Source organism: Novosphingobium sp. PhB55 (assembly GCF_004368805.1).
In the GTDB taxonomy this organism is placed as follows: domain Bacteria; phylum Pseudomonadota; class Alphaproteobacteria; order Sphingomonadales; family Sphingomonadaceae; genus Novosphingobium.
The window spans coordinates 319,524-335,327 of record NZ_SODQ01000001.1 but is presented as its reverse complement, the minus strand read 5'-3'; the positions used below and the strand labels follow the sequence as shown (position 1 = coordinate 335,327).

The 15,804-nt window shown below is 65.1% G+C and carries 15 protein-coding genes; 11 read left to right on the top strand and 4 right to left on the bottom strand.

Annotation, left to right across the window (positions count from 1 at the left end; all coding sequences use genetic code 11):
- The first annotated feature begins 10 nt into the window (after nucleotides 1-10).
- The 3 genes from EDF57_RS01620 (at nucleotide 11) to EDF57_RS01610 (ending at nucleotide 1,861) form a co-directional block, all read left to right on the top strand.
- On the top strand, nucleotides 11-628 hold the full coding sequence (locus EDF57_RS01620; RefSeq protein ID WP_132262667.1) for a 50S ribosomal protein L25/general stress protein Ctc: 618 nt from the start codon (nucleotides 11-13) through the stop codon (nucleotides 626-628).
- Nucleotides 629-759: 131 nt separating this feature from the next.
- Nucleotides 760-1,329, top strand: a complete 570-nt coding sequence (gene pth / locus EDF57_RS01615; RefSeq protein WP_132262665.1) for an aminoacyl-tRNA hydrolase — start codon at nucleotides 760-762, stop codon at nucleotides 1,327-1,329.
- Between the two features lie 160 nt (nucleotides 1,330-1,489).
- Complete coding sequence (locus EDF57_RS01610) at nucleotides 1,490-1,861, top strand: PEP-CTERM sorting domain-containing protein (RefSeq protein ID WP_134092864.1); 372 nt, start codon at nucleotides 1,490-1,492, stop codon at nucleotides 1,859-1,861.
- Between the two features lie 26 nt (nucleotides 1,862-1,887).
- On the opposite strand, the gene EDF57_RS01605 is transcribed toward EDF57_RS01610, so the two are convergent.
- Nucleotides 1,888-3,423, bottom strand: a complete 1,536-nt coding sequence (locus tag EDF57_RS01605) for a tetratricopeptide repeat protein (protein WP_134092863.1) — start codon at nucleotides 3,421-3,423, stop codon at nucleotides 1,888-1,890.
- Between the two features lie 142 nt (nucleotides 3,424-3,565).
- On the opposite strand from EDF57_RS01605, the gene ychF reads away from it, so the two are divergent.
- Entirely contained in the window at nucleotides 3,566-4,666 is a 1,101-nt protein-coding gene (ychF, locus tag EDF57_RS01600) for a redox-regulated ATPase YchF (protein WP_134092862.1), read from the top strand.
- A 62-nt stretch (nucleotides 4,667-4,728) separates the two neighbouring features.
- Here the strand turns inward: ychF and EDF57_RS01595 are convergent, their stop codons facing one another.
- The gene (locus EDF57_RS01595; protein WP_134092861.1) at nucleotides 4,729-5,145 is read right to left on the bottom strand and encodes a MerR family transcriptional regulator; all 417 of its coding nucleotides are present in this window, start codon (nucleotides 5,143-5,145) and stop codon (nucleotides 4,729-4,731) included.
- Between the two features lie 41 nt (nucleotides 5,146-5,186).
- On the opposite strand from EDF57_RS01595, the gene EDF57_RS01590 reads away from it, so the two are divergent.
- Both EDF57_RS01590 and EDF57_RS01585 read left to right on the top strand, forming a co-directional pair.
- On the top strand, nucleotides 5,187-5,966 hold the full coding sequence (locus EDF57_RS01590) for a glutaredoxin (RefSeq protein ID WP_243840827.1): 780 nt from the start codon (nucleotides 5,187-5,189) through the stop codon (nucleotides 5,964-5,966).
- Between the two features lie 43 nt (nucleotides 5,967-6,009).
- Nucleotides 6,010-7,332 (top strand): ectonucleotide pyrophosphatase/phosphodiesterase, encoded by a 1,323-nt coding sequence (locus tag EDF57_RS01585; RefSeq protein ID WP_134092860.1) that lies wholly within the window; start codon nucleotides 6,010-6,012, stop codon nucleotides 7,330-7,332.
- Here EDF57_RS01585 and EDF57_RS01580 read toward each other — a convergent pair.
- Nucleotides 7,316-7,807 (bottom strand): hypothetical protein, encoded by a 492-nt coding sequence (locus EDF57_RS01580; RefSeq protein ID WP_243840826.1) that lies wholly within the window; start codon nucleotides 7,805-7,807, stop codon nucleotides 7,316-7,318. The two genes, EDF57_RS01585 and EDF57_RS01580, sit on opposite strands and share 17 nt — an antisense overlap.
- A complete protein-coding gene (mutL, locus tag EDF57_RS01575) occupies nucleotides 7,807-9,642 on the bottom strand; it encodes a DNA mismatch repair endonuclease MutL (protein ID WP_134092858.1) in 1,836 nt (611 codons plus the stop codon). The genes EDF57_RS01580 and mutL overlap by 1 nt, the downstream gene beginning before the upstream one ends.
- A 307-nt stretch (nucleotides 9,643-9,949) precedes the next feature.
- Here mutL and EDF57_RS01570 point away from each other — a divergent pair, with 307 nt between their 5' ends.
- The 5 genes from EDF57_RS01570 (at nucleotide 9,950) to rodA (ending at nucleotide 15,781) form a co-directional block, all read left to right on the top strand.
- Nucleotides 9,950-10,996, top strand: a complete 1,047-nt coding sequence (locus EDF57_RS01570) for a rod shape-determining protein (RefSeq protein ID WP_132262650.1) — start codon at nucleotides 9,950-9,952, stop codon at nucleotides 10,994-10,996.
- 132 nt (nucleotides 10,997-11,128) lie between these two features.
- Complete coding sequence (mreC, locus tag EDF57_RS01565; RefSeq protein ID WP_134092857.1) at nucleotides 11,129-12,016, top strand: rod shape-determining protein MreC; 888 nt, start codon at nucleotides 11,129-11,131, stop codon at nucleotides 12,014-12,016.
- The gene (locus EDF57_RS01560) at nucleotides 12,016-12,564 is read left to right on the top strand and encodes a rod shape-determining protein MreD (protein ID WP_134092856.1); all 549 of its coding nucleotides are present in this window, start codon (nucleotides 12,016-12,018) and stop codon (nucleotides 12,562-12,564) included. The genes mreC and EDF57_RS01560 overlap by 1 nt, the downstream gene beginning before the upstream one ends.
- Nucleotides 12,561-14,669, top strand: a complete 2,109-nt coding sequence (gene mrdA / locus EDF57_RS01555) for a penicillin-binding protein 2 (RefSeq protein ID WP_132262644.1) — start codon at nucleotides 12,561-12,563, stop codon at nucleotides 14,667-14,669. Before EDF57_RS01560 ends, mrdA begins: the two co-directional genes overlap by 4 nt.
- On the top strand, nucleotides 14,669-15,781 hold the full coding sequence (gene rodA, locus EDF57_RS01550; RefSeq protein WP_132264083.1) for a rod shape-determining protein RodA: 1,113 nt from the start codon (nucleotides 14,669-14,671) through the stop codon (nucleotides 15,779-15,781). The genes mrdA and rodA overlap by 1 nt, the downstream gene beginning before the upstream one ends.
- Nucleotides 15,782-15,804: the final 23 nt, after the last annotated feature.

The window sequence follows — 15,804 nt, the reverse complement described above, 5'->3', positions numbered from 1 at the left end:
GCAAGTCCTCATGAGCGATACGCTTAACCTGCCGGCCGAGACGCGTGATCGGGCTGGCAAGGGAGCCTCCCGTGCTCTGCGTCGCGATGGCCGCGTCCCCGCCGTTATCTATGGTGGTAACGAAGAACCCCTCGCAATCCACGTCGAGGAAAAGGAGCTGGCCCGCCAGCTTGGAACCGGTCACTTCTTCAACTCGATCATCGAAGTTGAAGTCGGCGGCAAGAAGTTCCGGACGCAGCCCAAGGACGTTGCCTTCCACCCCGTTTCGGATCGTCCGCTTCACGCCGACTTCCTGCGCGTCGTCAAGGGCGCGACCGTGCACGTCAACGTGCCGGTCGTCTTCGCCAACGAAGAAGCTTCGCCGGGCCTGAAGCGCGGCGGCGTGCTGAACGTCGTTCGCCACGACCTGGAACTGGTCTGCGACGCCGAGAAGATCCCGCATGAGATCGTCATCGACGTGACCGGCTTCGACGTGGGCGAATCGATCCACTCCAGCCACGTCAAGCTCCCCAAGGGCGTCGAGAACGCGATCACCGACCGCGATTTCACCATCGCGACGATCGCTGCCCCTTCGGCTCTCAAGAGCTCCGAAGGCGACACGGCCAAGGAAGAAGCTGAAGGCGAGTAATCGCAGCCGAGTAAATTCGGTTCCGGGTCCTTTCGGGCCCGGCCATCTTCGGATAGGGAACGGCCCCTCCAGCCCCGGTTCGTCCGGCGCGCGGAGGGGCCGTTTCGCGTTTCAGTACAGGATTTCTCGTCATGCAGCTCTGGGTCGGCCTCGGTAACCCCGGTCCCCAATATTCGCTGAACCGGCACAACGTCGGCTTCATGGCGATCGATGCGATTGCCGAAGTCCACAACTTCGGTCCGAGCCAGAAGAAATTCCAGGGCTGGCTCCAGGAAGGGCGGATCGGCTCCGAGAAAGTGCTGCTGCTGAAGCCGGCGACTTTCATGAACGAGAGCGGCCGCGCCGTGGGCGAAGCCATGCGCTTCTACAAGCTGGCGCTGGCGGACCTCACCGTGTTTCACGACGAGCTGGATCTGGCGCCTTTCAAGGTCAAGGTGAAACAAGGCGGTGGCCACGCCGGCCACAACGGCCTGCGCTCCATCGACCAGCACCTCGGCGCGGAATTCCGCCGCGTGCGGTTGGGTATCGGCCATCCCGGCCACAAGGACCGCGTGACCGGCTATGTCCTGGGCAATTACGCCAAGGCCGACATGGATCCGCTGGCCGACATGCTGGGCGCCGTTGCAGGGGAAGCCGATCGCCTTTCGGCCGGCGACGATACCAGGTTCATGAACGACGTCGCTCTCCGCCAGCAGGATTGACCCTGGAGTTAGCCGTCTTTCGCCGTAATTAGCGTCGGGTTAGCTTACACAAGCAACGCTTCAAGGCATGCGTTAACCAACGTTCTCCGCAGAAACCCTCATCTGGCACGACGCTTGCTTTTCCTCTTGGCAACCCATTCGGGCAACAAGGGGAATACGAATGATCCGCAAGACCATGCTCGCCCTGGCGCTCACCGCCGGCAGCACCATCGCATTCACGTCGCCTGCGCAGGCGACCTGGGGCTGGGGCGGCAGCGGCGGCCACAAGCACACTTGCAACTGCGGCCATTCGGCCGGCAAGAAGCAGTGCGGGTCCAGCAGCTCCTCTGGCGGCACCACGACCACTTCGGGCGGCACCACCTCGACTTCGGGCGGCACGACCACCTCGGGCGGCACCACGACTTCCGGTGGCACCTCCGGCGGTTCGAGCAGCGGCGGCAGCACCGACGTGCCGGAACCGGGCATGCTCGGCATGATGGGCCTCGGCCTGCTCGGCCTGGCCTATGCCCGCCGCCGCAAGAAGCGCGACTGACAGTAGCTTCCAAGGCGCCGCTGGCTCTAGCTGGCGGCGGCCTTCGCTTTTCCAAGATCGCGCGCGATGTCGGGATCGCGCGGATCGGCGATGGCCGCAGCCTCCAGCAGGCGCCGGGCACCGGACAGGTCGCGACCGAGTTCCAGGCGGACGAGGCCGGCCACGTGAAGATAGTCGGGATTGTCCGGCGCCAGTGTGCGCGCCCGGTCGGCATAAGCCAGGGCGTCACTTCCCTGTCCCAGCCCCGCCGCTGCCAGCGCCATGCGCTTGAGAACCTCGGGATCGTCGCCCCGCTGAAGCAGTTCGCGATAGGTCGCCAGCGCCAGCTTCCAGTCCTGCGCGGACAGGGCGGCCTGCCCCTTGTCCGCCATCGCCATCGTCGCTTTCAGACGCACGGGATCGAGCCGTGCTTTCAGCACATCCGCCTCGGGAGCACCGGCCGCGCGGGCCGCTCGTTCGGCTGAAACGAGAATTTCCGGCTGGGCCAGCGTGTCGGAAGCCAGGGGTCTCAGCGTTTCCCACGCGCCCCTCGCATCCCCGCTCGCCAGTTGCGCTTCTCCGAGCATCATGCGCGCGAACGGATTGCCCGGCAGCAGCAGCGAGGCCCGGCTAAACAGCACACGGGCCTGCTCGGCGTGACCAAGACGCAGCAGGGCCTCGCCATACGTCAGCCCCAGGCTCGATGCCGGATCGATGCGCCCCTCTCGCCCCTGCAGGGCCAGGCGGATCGTTTTCCATTCGCCTTTCTCAGCCAGAAGCTGGATCCGCATCTCTTCGAGGGCGGGGTCGCCGGACGAGAGCTTCGCCGCCTTCTCGACTACGCGCATGGCCGCATCGACCTCGCCTTTTTCGTCGAGGGCATTGGCAAGCGCCAGCATGGGCGGGACTTTGCCGGGATAGGCGCTTGTCGCCTTGCCATAGGCGGCTATCGCGCCATCCGTCTCGCCGCGTGCGGCGGCGATGTCGCCGGCGAGAACGAGCGTGTTGTAGGCGCCCGGCGCAAAGCGGTTCATTCGCGTCAGGATCTGCCCCGCGCGGGCAAGGTCGCCGGTTTCCAGCGCGAACCGCGCATAGGCTACGCTCAGTGGCAGGTCGTCACCCGCGGCCATCCCCTTTTCGAAGGATGCCAAGGCGTCCGTTTGTTTGCCCAGCGCCAGTTGGGCCTGAGCGCGCAGCCGCCAGGCATCGGTGTCGAAATCGTTTACAATCAGCGCCAGAGCCGCAGCCGGCTTGCCGCGCAGCAGGCTGACACCCGCTTCCAGTCGGCGGAGTTCCGCGCCCTTCCCGCCGGCCTTCTTCAATCGGGCAAGGACGCGATCGGCCGCGTCGGCATCGCCCAATGCGATCTGCGTCCTGCCCAGAAGCGCCAGGACCTGCACGTTGTCAGGTTCCTTCTCAAGCATGGCGAAGAGCCTGGTGCGGGCCGAAGGGTAGCTTTGCGAGGCGAAATCGGCGCGGGCCTTTTCCAGCCCTCCCCCGCCGCTGCCCGTTCCAATGCCGCCGCAAGCAGCAAGCGACGCGGACACGAGGGCGACAAGGGAGAGGCGAACGATGGATTTCATCCCGCCCGTCTAGGAACAAGCCCTGAAATTTCCGTGAAGCCCACCTCTCCACCGGCTCCGGTCATAAAGAACCGTCGCGCAACTGGTAATGCGCGCAGACTGGCGCTAAGGCGCGGCCCATACATTTCTTCCGGAGTTACACATGGGTTTCCGTTGCGGAATCGTGGGCCTGCCCAATGTTGGCAAGTCGACCTTGTTCAATGCGCTCACCGAGACGCAGGCGGCGCAGGCGGCCAACTATCCCTTCTGCACGATCGAGCCCAATGTCGGCCAGGTCGGCCTTCCCGATCCGCGCCTGGACAAGCTGGCCGAAATCGCCGGTTCGGCCAAGATCATTCCGACGCAGCTGTCCTTCGTGGACATCGCCGGGCTCGTGCGCGGCGCCTCGAAGGGTGAAGGCCTGGGCAACCAGTTCCTCGGAAACATCCGTGAAGTGGACGCGATCGTTCACGTCCTGCGCTGCTTCGAGAACGACGACATCCAGCATGTCGACGAGCGCGTCGACCCCATTGCCGATGCCGAGACGGTCGAGACCGAGCTGCTTCTTTCCGACCTGGAAAGCCTGGAAAAGCGCGTCCCCGCCGCTCAGAAGAAAGCTACCCAGGGCGACAAGGAATCGAAGATCGTCGCCTCGGTGCTCGGCCAGGCGCTGGAACTGCTGCGCGAAGGCAAGCCGGCGCGCCTCACCCAGCCCAAGGACGAAGACGAGGAACGCGTGTTCCGCCAGGCCCAGCTCCTGACGGCCAAGCCGGTCCTCTATGTCTGCAACGTCGAGGAAGAAGCCGCCGCGGAAGGCAATGCCTTTTCCGCCCGCGTCTTCGAGAAGGCCAAGGCCGAGGGCGCCACTGCGGTGATCGTCTCGGCGGCCATCGAATCGGAACTGGTCGGCATGGATATCGAGGAGCGCATGGTCTTCCTCGAGGAGATGGGCCTGCACGAAACCGGCCTCGCCCGCATCATCCGCGCCGGCTACGAACTGCTTTCCCTGCTGACCTTCTTCACCGTCGGCCCCAAGGAAGCCCGCGCCTGGACCGTGCACAAGGGCGCCAAGGCCCCCGACGCCGCCGGCGAGATCCACTCGGACATGCAGCGCGGCTTCATCCGCGCCGAGACCATCGCTTACGACGACTATGTCGCCCTGAACGGTGAAGCCGGCGCCAAGGAAGGCGGCAAGCTGCGTCAGGAAGGCAAGGAATACGTCGTGCACGACGGCGACGTCATGCACTTCAAGTTCAACGTCTGATCCGGAGATACCGGCGGTCACCGGCTCGATCCGGGACCGCCGGCAGTTCCTGCTCTCCCGGTTCAGGTCCGGGAAGACGCCGGTTCCTCGAACGCTTCGAGGATCGGGCAAGGGCCATCGTCCGAGCCGGCGCATTCGCGGGCCAATCGCCGCAACGACTGCCGCGCGGCTTCCAGTTGCGCGATCTCCCGATCCAGTTCCGCCAATCGCATTTCCGCCATCTTCCGAGCGCGCGGCCGGTCTCCGGTATGGTCGAGGCTGATCAGCTCGGCGATCTCATCGAGAATGAAGCCGGCCGCCTTGGCCGAGCGGATGAAGCGCAGGCGCTTCACATCTAGCTCACCATAATGTCGCTGCCCCCTGGCGCCTCCGGTCGCAGCCGGGCGCGGGTCGAAGAGCAGGCCCTTGCGCTGGTAGAAACGAACCGTTTCCACACCGACGCCGCTCGAACGGGCCAGTTCCGAAATCGTCAATGCCATGCTTGACTCCGTACCATGGTACGGAAGGTATAAGCCTCGCCATGACGCAAGACCAGACCCTCGAAAGCCCCGCATCCCGCCAGTCAGACAAGAGCGCCGCGCTCTACCGCATGGTCATGGACAAGCACACTTGCCCCTGGGGTCTCAAATCGAAATACCTGCTGGAAAAGCTCGGCTATGAGGTCGAGGATCACTGGCTGACCACGCGCGAGCAGGTCGATGCCTTCAAGGCGCGGCACGGTGTTGCCACCACGCCGCAGACCTTCATCGGGGGCGCCCGGATCGGCGGCTACACCGATTTGCGCGCCCATTTCGGCCTGAAGGTTCACGATCCGAAAGCGAAGAGCTACCGCCCCGTGCTGGCCGTTTTCGCCACTGGCCTCGGCCTCGCCCTGGCGGCGAGTTGGGCTTCGTTCGGCACGCCTTTCACCATGCGCGGCGCCGAATGGTTCGTTTCGATGACGATGATGCTGCTGGCGATGCTCAAGCTTCAGGATGTCGAGCAGTTTTCGACGATGTTCCTGGGCTATGACCTGTTGGCCAAGCGCTTCGTGCCTTACGCTTACGCCTATCCCGTGCTGGAATGGACCGCAGGCGCGCTGATGACGGCGCATGCCCTGCCCTGGCTCTCGATCCCGATCGGCCTCGTGATCGGCGGCATCGGCGCCGCCTCGGTATTCTACGCGGTCTATATTCAGAAGCGTGCGTTGAAGTGCGCCTGCGTCGGCGGCTCGGGTGCCGTGCCGCTGGGCTTCGTCTCGCTCACGGAGAACCTGTTCATGGTGGCCATGGCGTTGTGGATGCTGGCTGGGATGGCGTGAGCCGACATCGACCTGTCATGGTCCCGGCGCTAGTGGCGCCGTCATGAAAAGACTCGTCCCCCTGTTCGGTGCGCTGGCCCTGCTGGCCGGCCCCGTTCTCGCCGATCCTGCCCTCACCCGACCTGCCAGCACTTGGCCTGCCGACAAACCCGCCGCGGAAGTCCGTGAGCCGGTGGTGATTCTCGTCTCGATCGACGGTTTCAGGGCCGATTATCTCGGCCGCGGGATAACACCGCATCTCTCGGCGCTGGCGGCCAGCGGCATCAGCGCGGCCATGCGCCCCTCGTTCCCGAGCAAGACCTTCCCCAATCACTGGGCCATCGCCACGGGAAAAGTGCCCGACCGCAACGGCATCATCGCCAACAGCTTCGAGGATCCCGCTCATCCCGGCGAGAAGTTCACGATGTCGAGCGACGAACCGTACTGGTGGGATGAGGCGGAACCTATCTGGGTGACGGCCGAGAAGTCCGGCATCCGAACCGCAACGATGTTCTGGCCGGGATCGAACGTCGCCTGGGGCGGCACTTTGGTGACCGAGCCGCACAAGACGATCAGCGGCGGAACCCGGCCGAGCGACTGGCAGCAATTCAACGGCGCGGTATCGCCGGTCCAGCGCGTCGATGCCGTGATCGACTGGTTGCGCCGCCCGGCAGCGAAACGCCCGAAGCTGGTGACCCTCTACTTCGACCAGGTCGATACGGCGGGCCATCGCTACGGACCCGGCGACAGCCAGACCGACGCGGCCATCGCCGATGTCGACGGCGATATCGGCCTCCTTCTTGCGGGCCTTCGCGAACTTGGGCAGCCCGCCAACCTGATCGTCGTGGCCGATCACGGCATGGCCGCCATTTCCAGCGAACGGACCATCGCCCTCGATGCGGTTGCCGACCCTTCGCTCTACAAGCTGGGCGATACCGGCCCGTTTGCGGGCATCACACCGACCGAAGGCAACGAACAGAAGCTGGCCGCCGCGCTGCTGAAACCGCACGAACACATGTCATGCTGGCGCAAGCAGGACATCCCGGCGCGCTTCCATTACGGCAGCAACCCCCGCGTCGCGCCGTATTTCTGCCTGGCGGAGATCGGCTGGCAGATCGCAGCCAAGCCGCCGGAGAAGGCGTCGACCGGCGGAACCCATGGCTATGACAATGCCGCGCCCGAGATGGCCGCGCTCTTCATCGCCGCCGGACCGGCCTTCAGGCCGAAGGGCAAGTTGGCCCCGTTCGACAATGTCGACATCGCGCCGCTCCTGCGCGACCTCCTGAAGCTGCCCCCGGCAGCCGACGGCGACGGCAACGACGCGCCATTCCGCGGCACTCTGGCGAAGCCGGGCAGAGACCAAGCTCCCCTCAGCGGTGGCAGGTAACCACGCCTTCCGACATGAAGGCGACCCGTTCCTGCGCATCGTGCAAGATCAGCTTCGCCGGCCAATGGGTGGTGTCCGATCCGCCGCTCTTGTCGGGCAGGCTCACCAGATCGACCCAACTGGCCAGCCCGACATAAGTGGAGCGCGCGTTGCCCGGCAACTGCGCGCTTTCCACTTTGGCGGCATAGCGCTTGAGGTCCCCGGCGACGCGCAGGAATCCTTCGTCGGCATTGGCGATGAAGATCGGGTCCTTTTCGCCCGGCTTGCGGAAGGAGCATCCCGGCTTGTCCAGCCCATAACGGGCGACGTCGATCTCGGTGATGGCATGGGGAATGATCGGCTTGAACGGCTCCTTGCTCATCCGCTCGACCATGGCCACGTCATGCGCGTTCTCTACCGCCTCGCGCTGCGGATCTTCCTGTCCGCAAGCTGAGAGCAGAACGAAAGGAGCCAGCGCAAGGATCGGTTTTCGCATCATTTTCGCCCGAACAGTTTTTCGATATCCTGATGAGCCAGTTTAACCCACGTCGGGCGTCCATGGTTGCATTGGCCCGAGCGCGGCGTGCGCTCCATTTCCCGCAGCAGGGCATTCATTTCCGCGACCGAGAGCGAGCGACCGGCCCGGACCGAGCCGTGGCAGGCCATTGTCGCCAGCACCAGTTCCAGCTTCTCGCCCAGAAGCAGGGCGTCTCCGTTTTTCGCAAGATCGTCGGCCACGTCGCGCACGAGCGCGTGGACATCGGATTTGCCCAGGACGGACGGCACCGCGCGCACCAGCATGGCACCCGGACCGAACCGTTCGAGCGCGAGGCCGAATTGCGCCAGGTCGGCGATCTTTTCTTCCAGCGCATCGCAGGCGGCCTCTTCCAGCTCCACGACTTCGGGAAGCAGCAGCGCCTGGGAGCGAGACATCGCATCTTCCGCGCCGGCCGCCTTGAGCCGCTCCAGCACGAGCCGCTCATGCGCGGCATGCTGATCGACGATGACCAGGCCATCGGCCGCCTCCGCCACGATGTAAGTCTCCGCGACCTGGCCGCGGGCCACGCCGAGCGGATACTTCAGAGCCTCATCGGCAGCTTCGGACGCAGCCTCGGCGCGCCCGGAAGGCTGCGCCATGACCTGCTCCTCGTAAGAGCGCCATGCGGCCCCGGTTTCGGAAACCCGGTCCGCTGCCGGTCGAAACTCCGAACGGGAGGGCGACGACGAGGAAGAGGGAGCGTACTCCCGGGCAAACAGCGAACCGAGCGAAGGTGCAGGAGCGGCAACCGGCTCCACCTGCCACATGCCCATGGCCGCAGCGGAGGCCGGTTGCGCGCTCCGCTGACCGGACGATTCGAGAGCATGGCGCAAGGCGCCGACCAGAAAACCGCGGATGAACGCAGGATCGCGAAACCGCACTTCCGTCTTGGCCGGATGGACGTTGACGTCCACTTCCTCTGGCGGAATGTCGAGGAACAGCGCCAGCACGGCATGGCGATCCCGCGCCAGCATGTCGGAATAGGCGCCGCGCACGGCTCCCACCAGCAGGCGATCCTTCACCGGCCGGCCATTGACGAACAGGTATTGATGATCGGCGACACCGCGATTGTAGGTGGGAAGACCGGCGACGCCGGTGAGCCGAGCCGACCCGCGCTCGGCATCGATCAGCACGCCGTCGTCCGCCAGTTCGCGTGCCACGAGCCGGGCCACGCGAGAAGCCAGCTCTTCGCGCGGCTGCACAGCAATCGCCCGGCGGCCGTCATGCTCCAGGACGAAGCCGATGTCCGGCCGGGCCATGGCCAGACGGCGCACCACATCCTGGCAAGCCGCATATTCCGAGCGCGCCGAACGCAGGAACTTGCGCCGCGCCGGGACTTTGCCGAAGAGATCCTCCACCCGTATCCGCGTTCCCGGCGGCAGCGCGGCGGGGCTGTCCACCGTCACGATCCCGTGATCGACGACGCGCTTCCAACCCTCTTCCGATTCGTGCGGGCGGCTTTCTATGGTTAGCCGCGCGACGGATCCGATCGACGGCAGCGCCTCTCCGCGAAAGCCCAGCGTCGCCACCAGTTCGATATGCTCGTCCGGCAGCTTGGAAGTGGCGTGGCGTTCCAGCGCCAGGGCGATCTGGTCCGGCACCATGCCGCAGCCGTCATCAGTCACTTCGATGAGGTCCAGGCCGCCGGCGGACAAGCGCACGGTGATCTGGGTGGAGCCGGCGTCGATCGCGTTCTCCACCAGCTCCTTCAGCGCGGAAGCGGGCCTTTCCACCACTTCGCCGGCCGCGATGCGGTTGACGAGATGTTCGGGAAGACGGCGGATCGTGGGCATCGGGCACTCTTTCGCAAGCGGCCTTGCTCAGGCCTTGGGCTTCGCGTCATCCAGGTACGAGCCCAGGCCACCGACGGGCTGGCCCGGACGCGGGGCGTCCATGGCACCGCGATCTCGAAGCGATCCAAACACTAGCGGTGAACCGCATGGAATTCGAGACGGGCTTCTGACGATTCCCCCATGAAATCGACACAAATTTTTGGCGTTTCGCGAATCGATGGGCTAAGGGGTCCCCTTCCATGCCAACCTGCCCTTCGCTCCATGGGGATTCCCTGTGACAAGCGCCGGGAAAGACAACGGATTACTGATGGCCTCGCCCTTCTCGCGATTCTTCAAACTCGGCTCACAGAACATGGCGATCGACCTTGGGACCGCCAACACGCTCGTCTACGTTCAGGACCGCGGAATCGTGCTGAACGAGCCCTCGGTGGTGGCCATCGAGACGCTCAACGGCGTGAAGAAGGTCAAGGCCGTCGGTGACGACGCCAAGATGATGATGGGCAAGACGCCCGACAACATCGAAGCCATCCGCCCGCTTCGCGACGGCGTCATCGCCGACATCGAGATCGCGGAAGAGATGATCAAGCACTTCATCCGCAAGGTGCACGGCAAGAAGAACCTGTTCCGCTATCCGGAAATCGTGATCTGCGTGCCCTCGGGCTCGACTTCGGTGGAACGCCGCGCGATTCGCGATGCCGCTTCGAACGCCGGCGCCAGCCAGGTCTACCTGATCCTCGAACCGATGGCCGCTGCGATTGGCGCCGACATGCCCGTCACCGAGCCGGTCGGCTCGATGGTCGTCGACATCGGCGGTGGCACCACCGAAGTCGCCGTGCTCTCGCTGCGCGGTCTTGCCTACACCACTTCGGTGCGCGTCGGCGGTGACAAGATGGACGAATCGATCGTTTCCTACGTGCGTCGCCATCACAATCTCCTGATTGGAGATGCCACGGCAGAGCGCATCAAGAAGGACTACGGCATCGCCGTCATGCCCGCAGACGGCATCGGCGAAACGATCCACATCAAGGGCCGCGACCTCGTGAACGGCGTGCCGAAGGAGATCACCATCTCCCAGGCGAACGTTGCCGAAGCGCTGGCAGAACCGATCGGCGCCATCGTCGAGGGCGTTCGCATCGCGCTTGAGAATACCGCGCCCGAACTGGCGGCCGATATCGTCGACCAGGGCATCGTGCTCACCGGCGGCGGCGCCCTGATCCAGGGCCTGGACGATTACTTGCGCGAGGAAACCGGCCTTCCGGTCAGCGTCGCTGAAGACCCGCTTTCCTGCGTTGCGCTCGGCACCGGCCGCGCGATGGAAGATCCGGTCTATCGCGGCGTGCTGATGTCCGCCTGAATTTCGCGCGGAGCGGCCGGTGCCCATGGCACCGCCGCTCCGTCCGATTCCCGGCGGCCTCGTCGTCGGCATTATTGACGGCCGCGCGGCAGTCCAAGGACGGCGCCGCCCCTACGAAGGAGTGCATGGCGCATGGCGCCGCCCGTAAACAGGCGCTCCAGCTATTCGCGTCGGGCGCAATACACCACGTTCCTCAGTTACACCGCAGGCGTGCTTGGCGCCGTGGTCGGACTGGCGCTCGTCGTGATCTCGCTCGTCAATCCGGAATTCTTCTCCACCCTCCGCGGATTGGCCGACGACGCGACCGAACCGGCCGCGCAAGTCTCCGCCGGTGGACGCGATCTCGGACGCGATGCCTGGGCCAACCTCTCCGGATTCTTCCATTCCGGAAGCGAACACGCGCGCATCGAGCGTGAACTCGGCGAAGCCAAAGTGCGCCTTGTGGAAGCAAAGGCGGCGATGGCGGAGAACAAGCGGCTGAAGGACCTGATGGGGCTGTCCGAGCAGGACGGCGGCGCGGTCACTTATGCCCGGCTCACGGCCTCCACCAGCGCCAGTTCGCGCCGCTACGCCACGCTCGGCGCGGGGCGCGACCGCAATGTGACTTCCGGCATGCCGGTGCGCTCGCAGATGGGCCTCGTCGGCCGCGTGCTGGAAGTCGGCTCGTCGAGCGCGCGAGTCTTGTTGGTTACCGACAGTGAAAGCGTCGTGCCGGTCCGCCGCGCGGCCGACGGCGTACCCGCCTTCGCGCAAGGCAACGGCGACGGCACCTTGCGCATCCGCCTCATCAACCTGGGCATCAACCCGCTCAAGAAGGGCGATGTGCTGGTAACCTCGGGCTCGGGCGGCCTTTACCGCCCCGGCACACCCATGGCGATCGTGACCGACCTGATCCGCGACGGCGCCATCGCCCGCGTCTTGAGCAATCCCTCGGACACCGATTACGTGATGGTCGAAAAGAGCTGGGCGCCCCCCGCGCCCCCTCCCCCGGCAAACGACGGTACGGTCAAGAAACGCTGATGTTCCAGCGCAGCGCCTCCCGCTCCACCTCCCGGCAGCGCATCAACCATGCGCCTTCGCGGATTCTCGCCAGGGGTTTACCCTGGCTGACGATCATGCTGGGTTCGGTGGTGCCGGGCTGGTTCCTGATCGCCTCGGCGCCGGTCATGCCGCCGCTCGGCTTTTTGATCTATCTCGGCTGGCGGCAATTGCGCCCCGGCCTTCTGCCGATCTGGGCCGGTCTGCCGCTCGGCCTGTTCGACGATCTGTTCTCCGGCCAGCCCTTCGGCTGCGCGGTCCTGCTCTGGTCGGTCACCGCGATCGTTCTTGAGATCGTGGAACTGCGCCTTCCCTGGCGCAATTTCGTGACCGAATGGCTCATGGCCATGGGCCTGATCGTCGCCTATATATTCCTCTGCCTCGCCTTCGCGAACATCGCGGGCGGGTCGTCTCCCATTCGTGTCATCGTGCCGCAGGTCGTTATCTCCGTGCTTTCCTATCCGCTCGTCGGTCGAGTCGTTGCCATGTTCGATCGGATCCGGCTCGCGCCGATCGTGCTCCTGCGATGAAGATCAGCTTCAAGCGCTTCTTTCCGCAACGCCACGTCAGCGCGGGCACGCTTCGAAACAGTTTCGACCGGCGCAGCATCGTTCTGGGATCGATCCAGGGCGGTGTCGGTGTGCTGCTGGCGGCTCGCCTCGGCTATTTGGCGATCGCCCAGAACGCGAAATACGAGCTTCAGGCCGAGAGTAACCGCGTCAACCTGTCGCTGATACCGCCCCGCCGCGGCTGGATTCTCGATCGCCACGGCACGCCGCTGGCCTCGAACCGTGCGGACTTCCGTGTCGACCTCATTCCGGAACGCGTTCAGGACGCGCCGCACACGATCCAGACCCTGGGCAAACTGCTCAACCTGACGCCGATCGCGATGCAGGACCTGGAGGACAAGCTGGAACGCGCCCGGCGATTCGCGCCGGTCGAAGTTGCCAGCGGTCTCGATTGGGATACGTTCGCCGCTGTCAGCGTGCGCCTGCCCGACCTTCCGGGCGTAGTCACCCAGCGCGGTTTCTCGCGTTTCTACCCGCAGGGCCCTTCGGTTGGGCACCTGATCGGCTATGTCGGCCCGGCCTCGGCGGAAGAATATGAAAAGGACCGCGACCCGGTTCTGATCACGCCGGGCTACAAAGTGGGCAAGGACGCGCTCGAGAAGTTCTACGAGAAGGACTTGCGCGGCAAACCCGGCGCCCGCCGCGTCGAAGTCACCGCTTCGGGCCGGATCGTGCGCGATCTCGACACGCGCGAGGACGTTCCCGGCAAGACGCTGAAGCTCACCATCGACGCCGACATTCAGGACTACGCCTCCCGGCGAATCGGCCCCGAATCGGCGGCCGTCGTAGTGATGGACTGCCAGACCGGCGACATCCTCGCGATGTGCTCGATGCCCAGCTTCGACCCCAACAGCTTTTCCGATGGTATCGGCCGTCTCGAATGGAAGATGCTGTCGGACGACGACCATGTGCCGCTGCGCAACAAAGTGCTGCGCGGGCTCTATCCGCCGGGCTCGACCGTCAAACCGATGGTCGCGCTGTCCTTCATGGAAGCCGGGCTGGACCCTAACGAATCGGTGTTCTGCGGCGGCGGTCTGCGCGTGGGCAACCGCGTGTTCCACTGCTGGAACCACCGCGGTCACGGCCAGGTCAACATGGCCAAGGGCATCTACCAGAGCTGCGACGTCTATTTCTATCACTTCGCCCAGCGAATCGGCATGGACCCGATCGCGGCGATGGCCGGCCGGCTCGGCCTTGGCCATGACTTCCCGCTGCCGGTCTCGGGCCAGTCCTACGGCACGGTGCCGAACCCGGCCTGGAAGCTGAAGAAATACGGCAAGGAATGGCAGACCTTCGATACGGTCAATGCCACGATCGGTCAGGGCTACTTCCTGGTCAATCCGCTGCAACAGGTGATCCAGGCTTCCCGTCTGGCCAGCGGCAGGATCATCATGCCGCGCCTGGTTCACGGGCACGAGCAGGAAGTCGCGCCCTCGCTCGGCATTCCCGACGATCACCTTGCCTATGTGCGGCAGGCCATGTCCGATGTTGCCAATGGCCCGGGCTCCGCGCCTCACGCACGCCTGCCGTTCCCGGATATCAAGCTCGCCGGCAAGACCGGTACGGCGCAAGTCGTCGGCCTCAACGTCGGCAGCGGCAAAGGCGGCCTCTGGAAGCATCGCGACCACGGCCACTTCATCTGCTTCGCGCCGTTCGACAATCCGCGCTTTGCCTGTTCGGTCGTGGTGGAGCACGGCGGCGGTTCCGGATCGGCCTATCCCATCGCCCGCGACGTGCTGACGTACGTCTTCGACAAGCAGAAGGGCATGGATGTCCTGACCGAACTGGAGAAGAAGTGGGGCGGCACGCCCAAGGAGCGGCTCGAGGCGCGCTACCGCACTTACTCCGCGCAATATGGCGTAGGTGCTCCCGCCGTTTCGGCCGAGGAGGAAAACCGCAAGCTCCAGGGCGACGACGCTCCGCAGGATCCGGCACAGCCGATCGTGCGCGATGCCGCTTCTCCCGCGCCTGAGCCCGATGCGGCCGATCAGCCCGCGGCCCCGGCGCCTGCAGCCACGCCTTCGCCAACCCCTGCCCCGGGTAATTCCGGAGGGAATCCGCAATGATCACGCGATCGATCGTTCCCGACGCCATCGCCCGGCAACCGTGGCACATGCTGATCCCCCTGGCCGGGCTGGTGTCGCTGGGGGCGGCAGTTCTCTATTCGGCGGCGGGCGGCAGCCTGCAACCTTACGCGCTCAGCCATGTCATGCGATTCGTGATCTTCCTGGGCATGGCGATCGTCATCTCCCGGTTCAGCCGCGATTTCTTCCGCATGGCGGCCTATCCGGTCTACGGCGCAATCGTCGTGCTGCTCGTGCTTGTCGAGGCCATCGGCGCCGTTGGTGGCGGTAGCCAGCGCTGGCTCAACCTGGGGTTCATGACGCTTCAGCCGTCCGAACTGATGAAACCGGCCATCGTCCTCGTCCTGGCGCGTTTCTACGAGACCTTGCCCCATGCCATGACCGCCAGTTGGCGCGGTCTCGTACCGGCAGGCGTCCTGATCGGCATTCCCGCGCTCTTCGTGATGATCCAACCCGATCTCGGCACGGCCCTGGCGATCTGCTTCGGCGGCGCGGTGACGATGTTCCTGGCCGGCCTGCCACTGTCCTGGTTCATCGGCGCGGGCATGACCGGCGCCATCGCCGCGCCGATCGCCTTCTTCACCCTGCTGCACGACTATCAGCGAAACCGCGTACTGGTGTTCCTCGACCCCGAAAGCGATCCGCTAGGAACGGGCTATCACATCACTCAGTCCAAGATCGCGATCGGATCCGGCGGGTTCTTCGGCAAGGGATTCGGCAACGGATCGCAAAGCCACCTGCAATACCTGCCCGAATCGCATACCGACTTCGTCTTCGCGACGATGGCCGAGGAATGGGGCATGCTCGGCGGTCTCTTCGTGCTCTTCGTCTTTGCAGTCGTGCTGTCGTGGGGTCTGCGCGTCGCCAGGCGCGCGCCCGATCGGTTCTCCAGCCTGCTAGCGGCCGGCATGGCGGCGACGATCTTCTTCTACGTCGCCATCAACCTGATGATGGTCATGGGCCTGGCCCCGGTGGTGGGGATTCCCCTGCCCTTCATGAGCCATGGCGGCACCTCGATGCTCACCAACATGATCTGCCTCGGCACGCTGATGGCTGTGAACCGGTGGAATCGGCGTCCCGGATCAATCTCGTAAAATAAGTCGAATTTTCCGCTTCC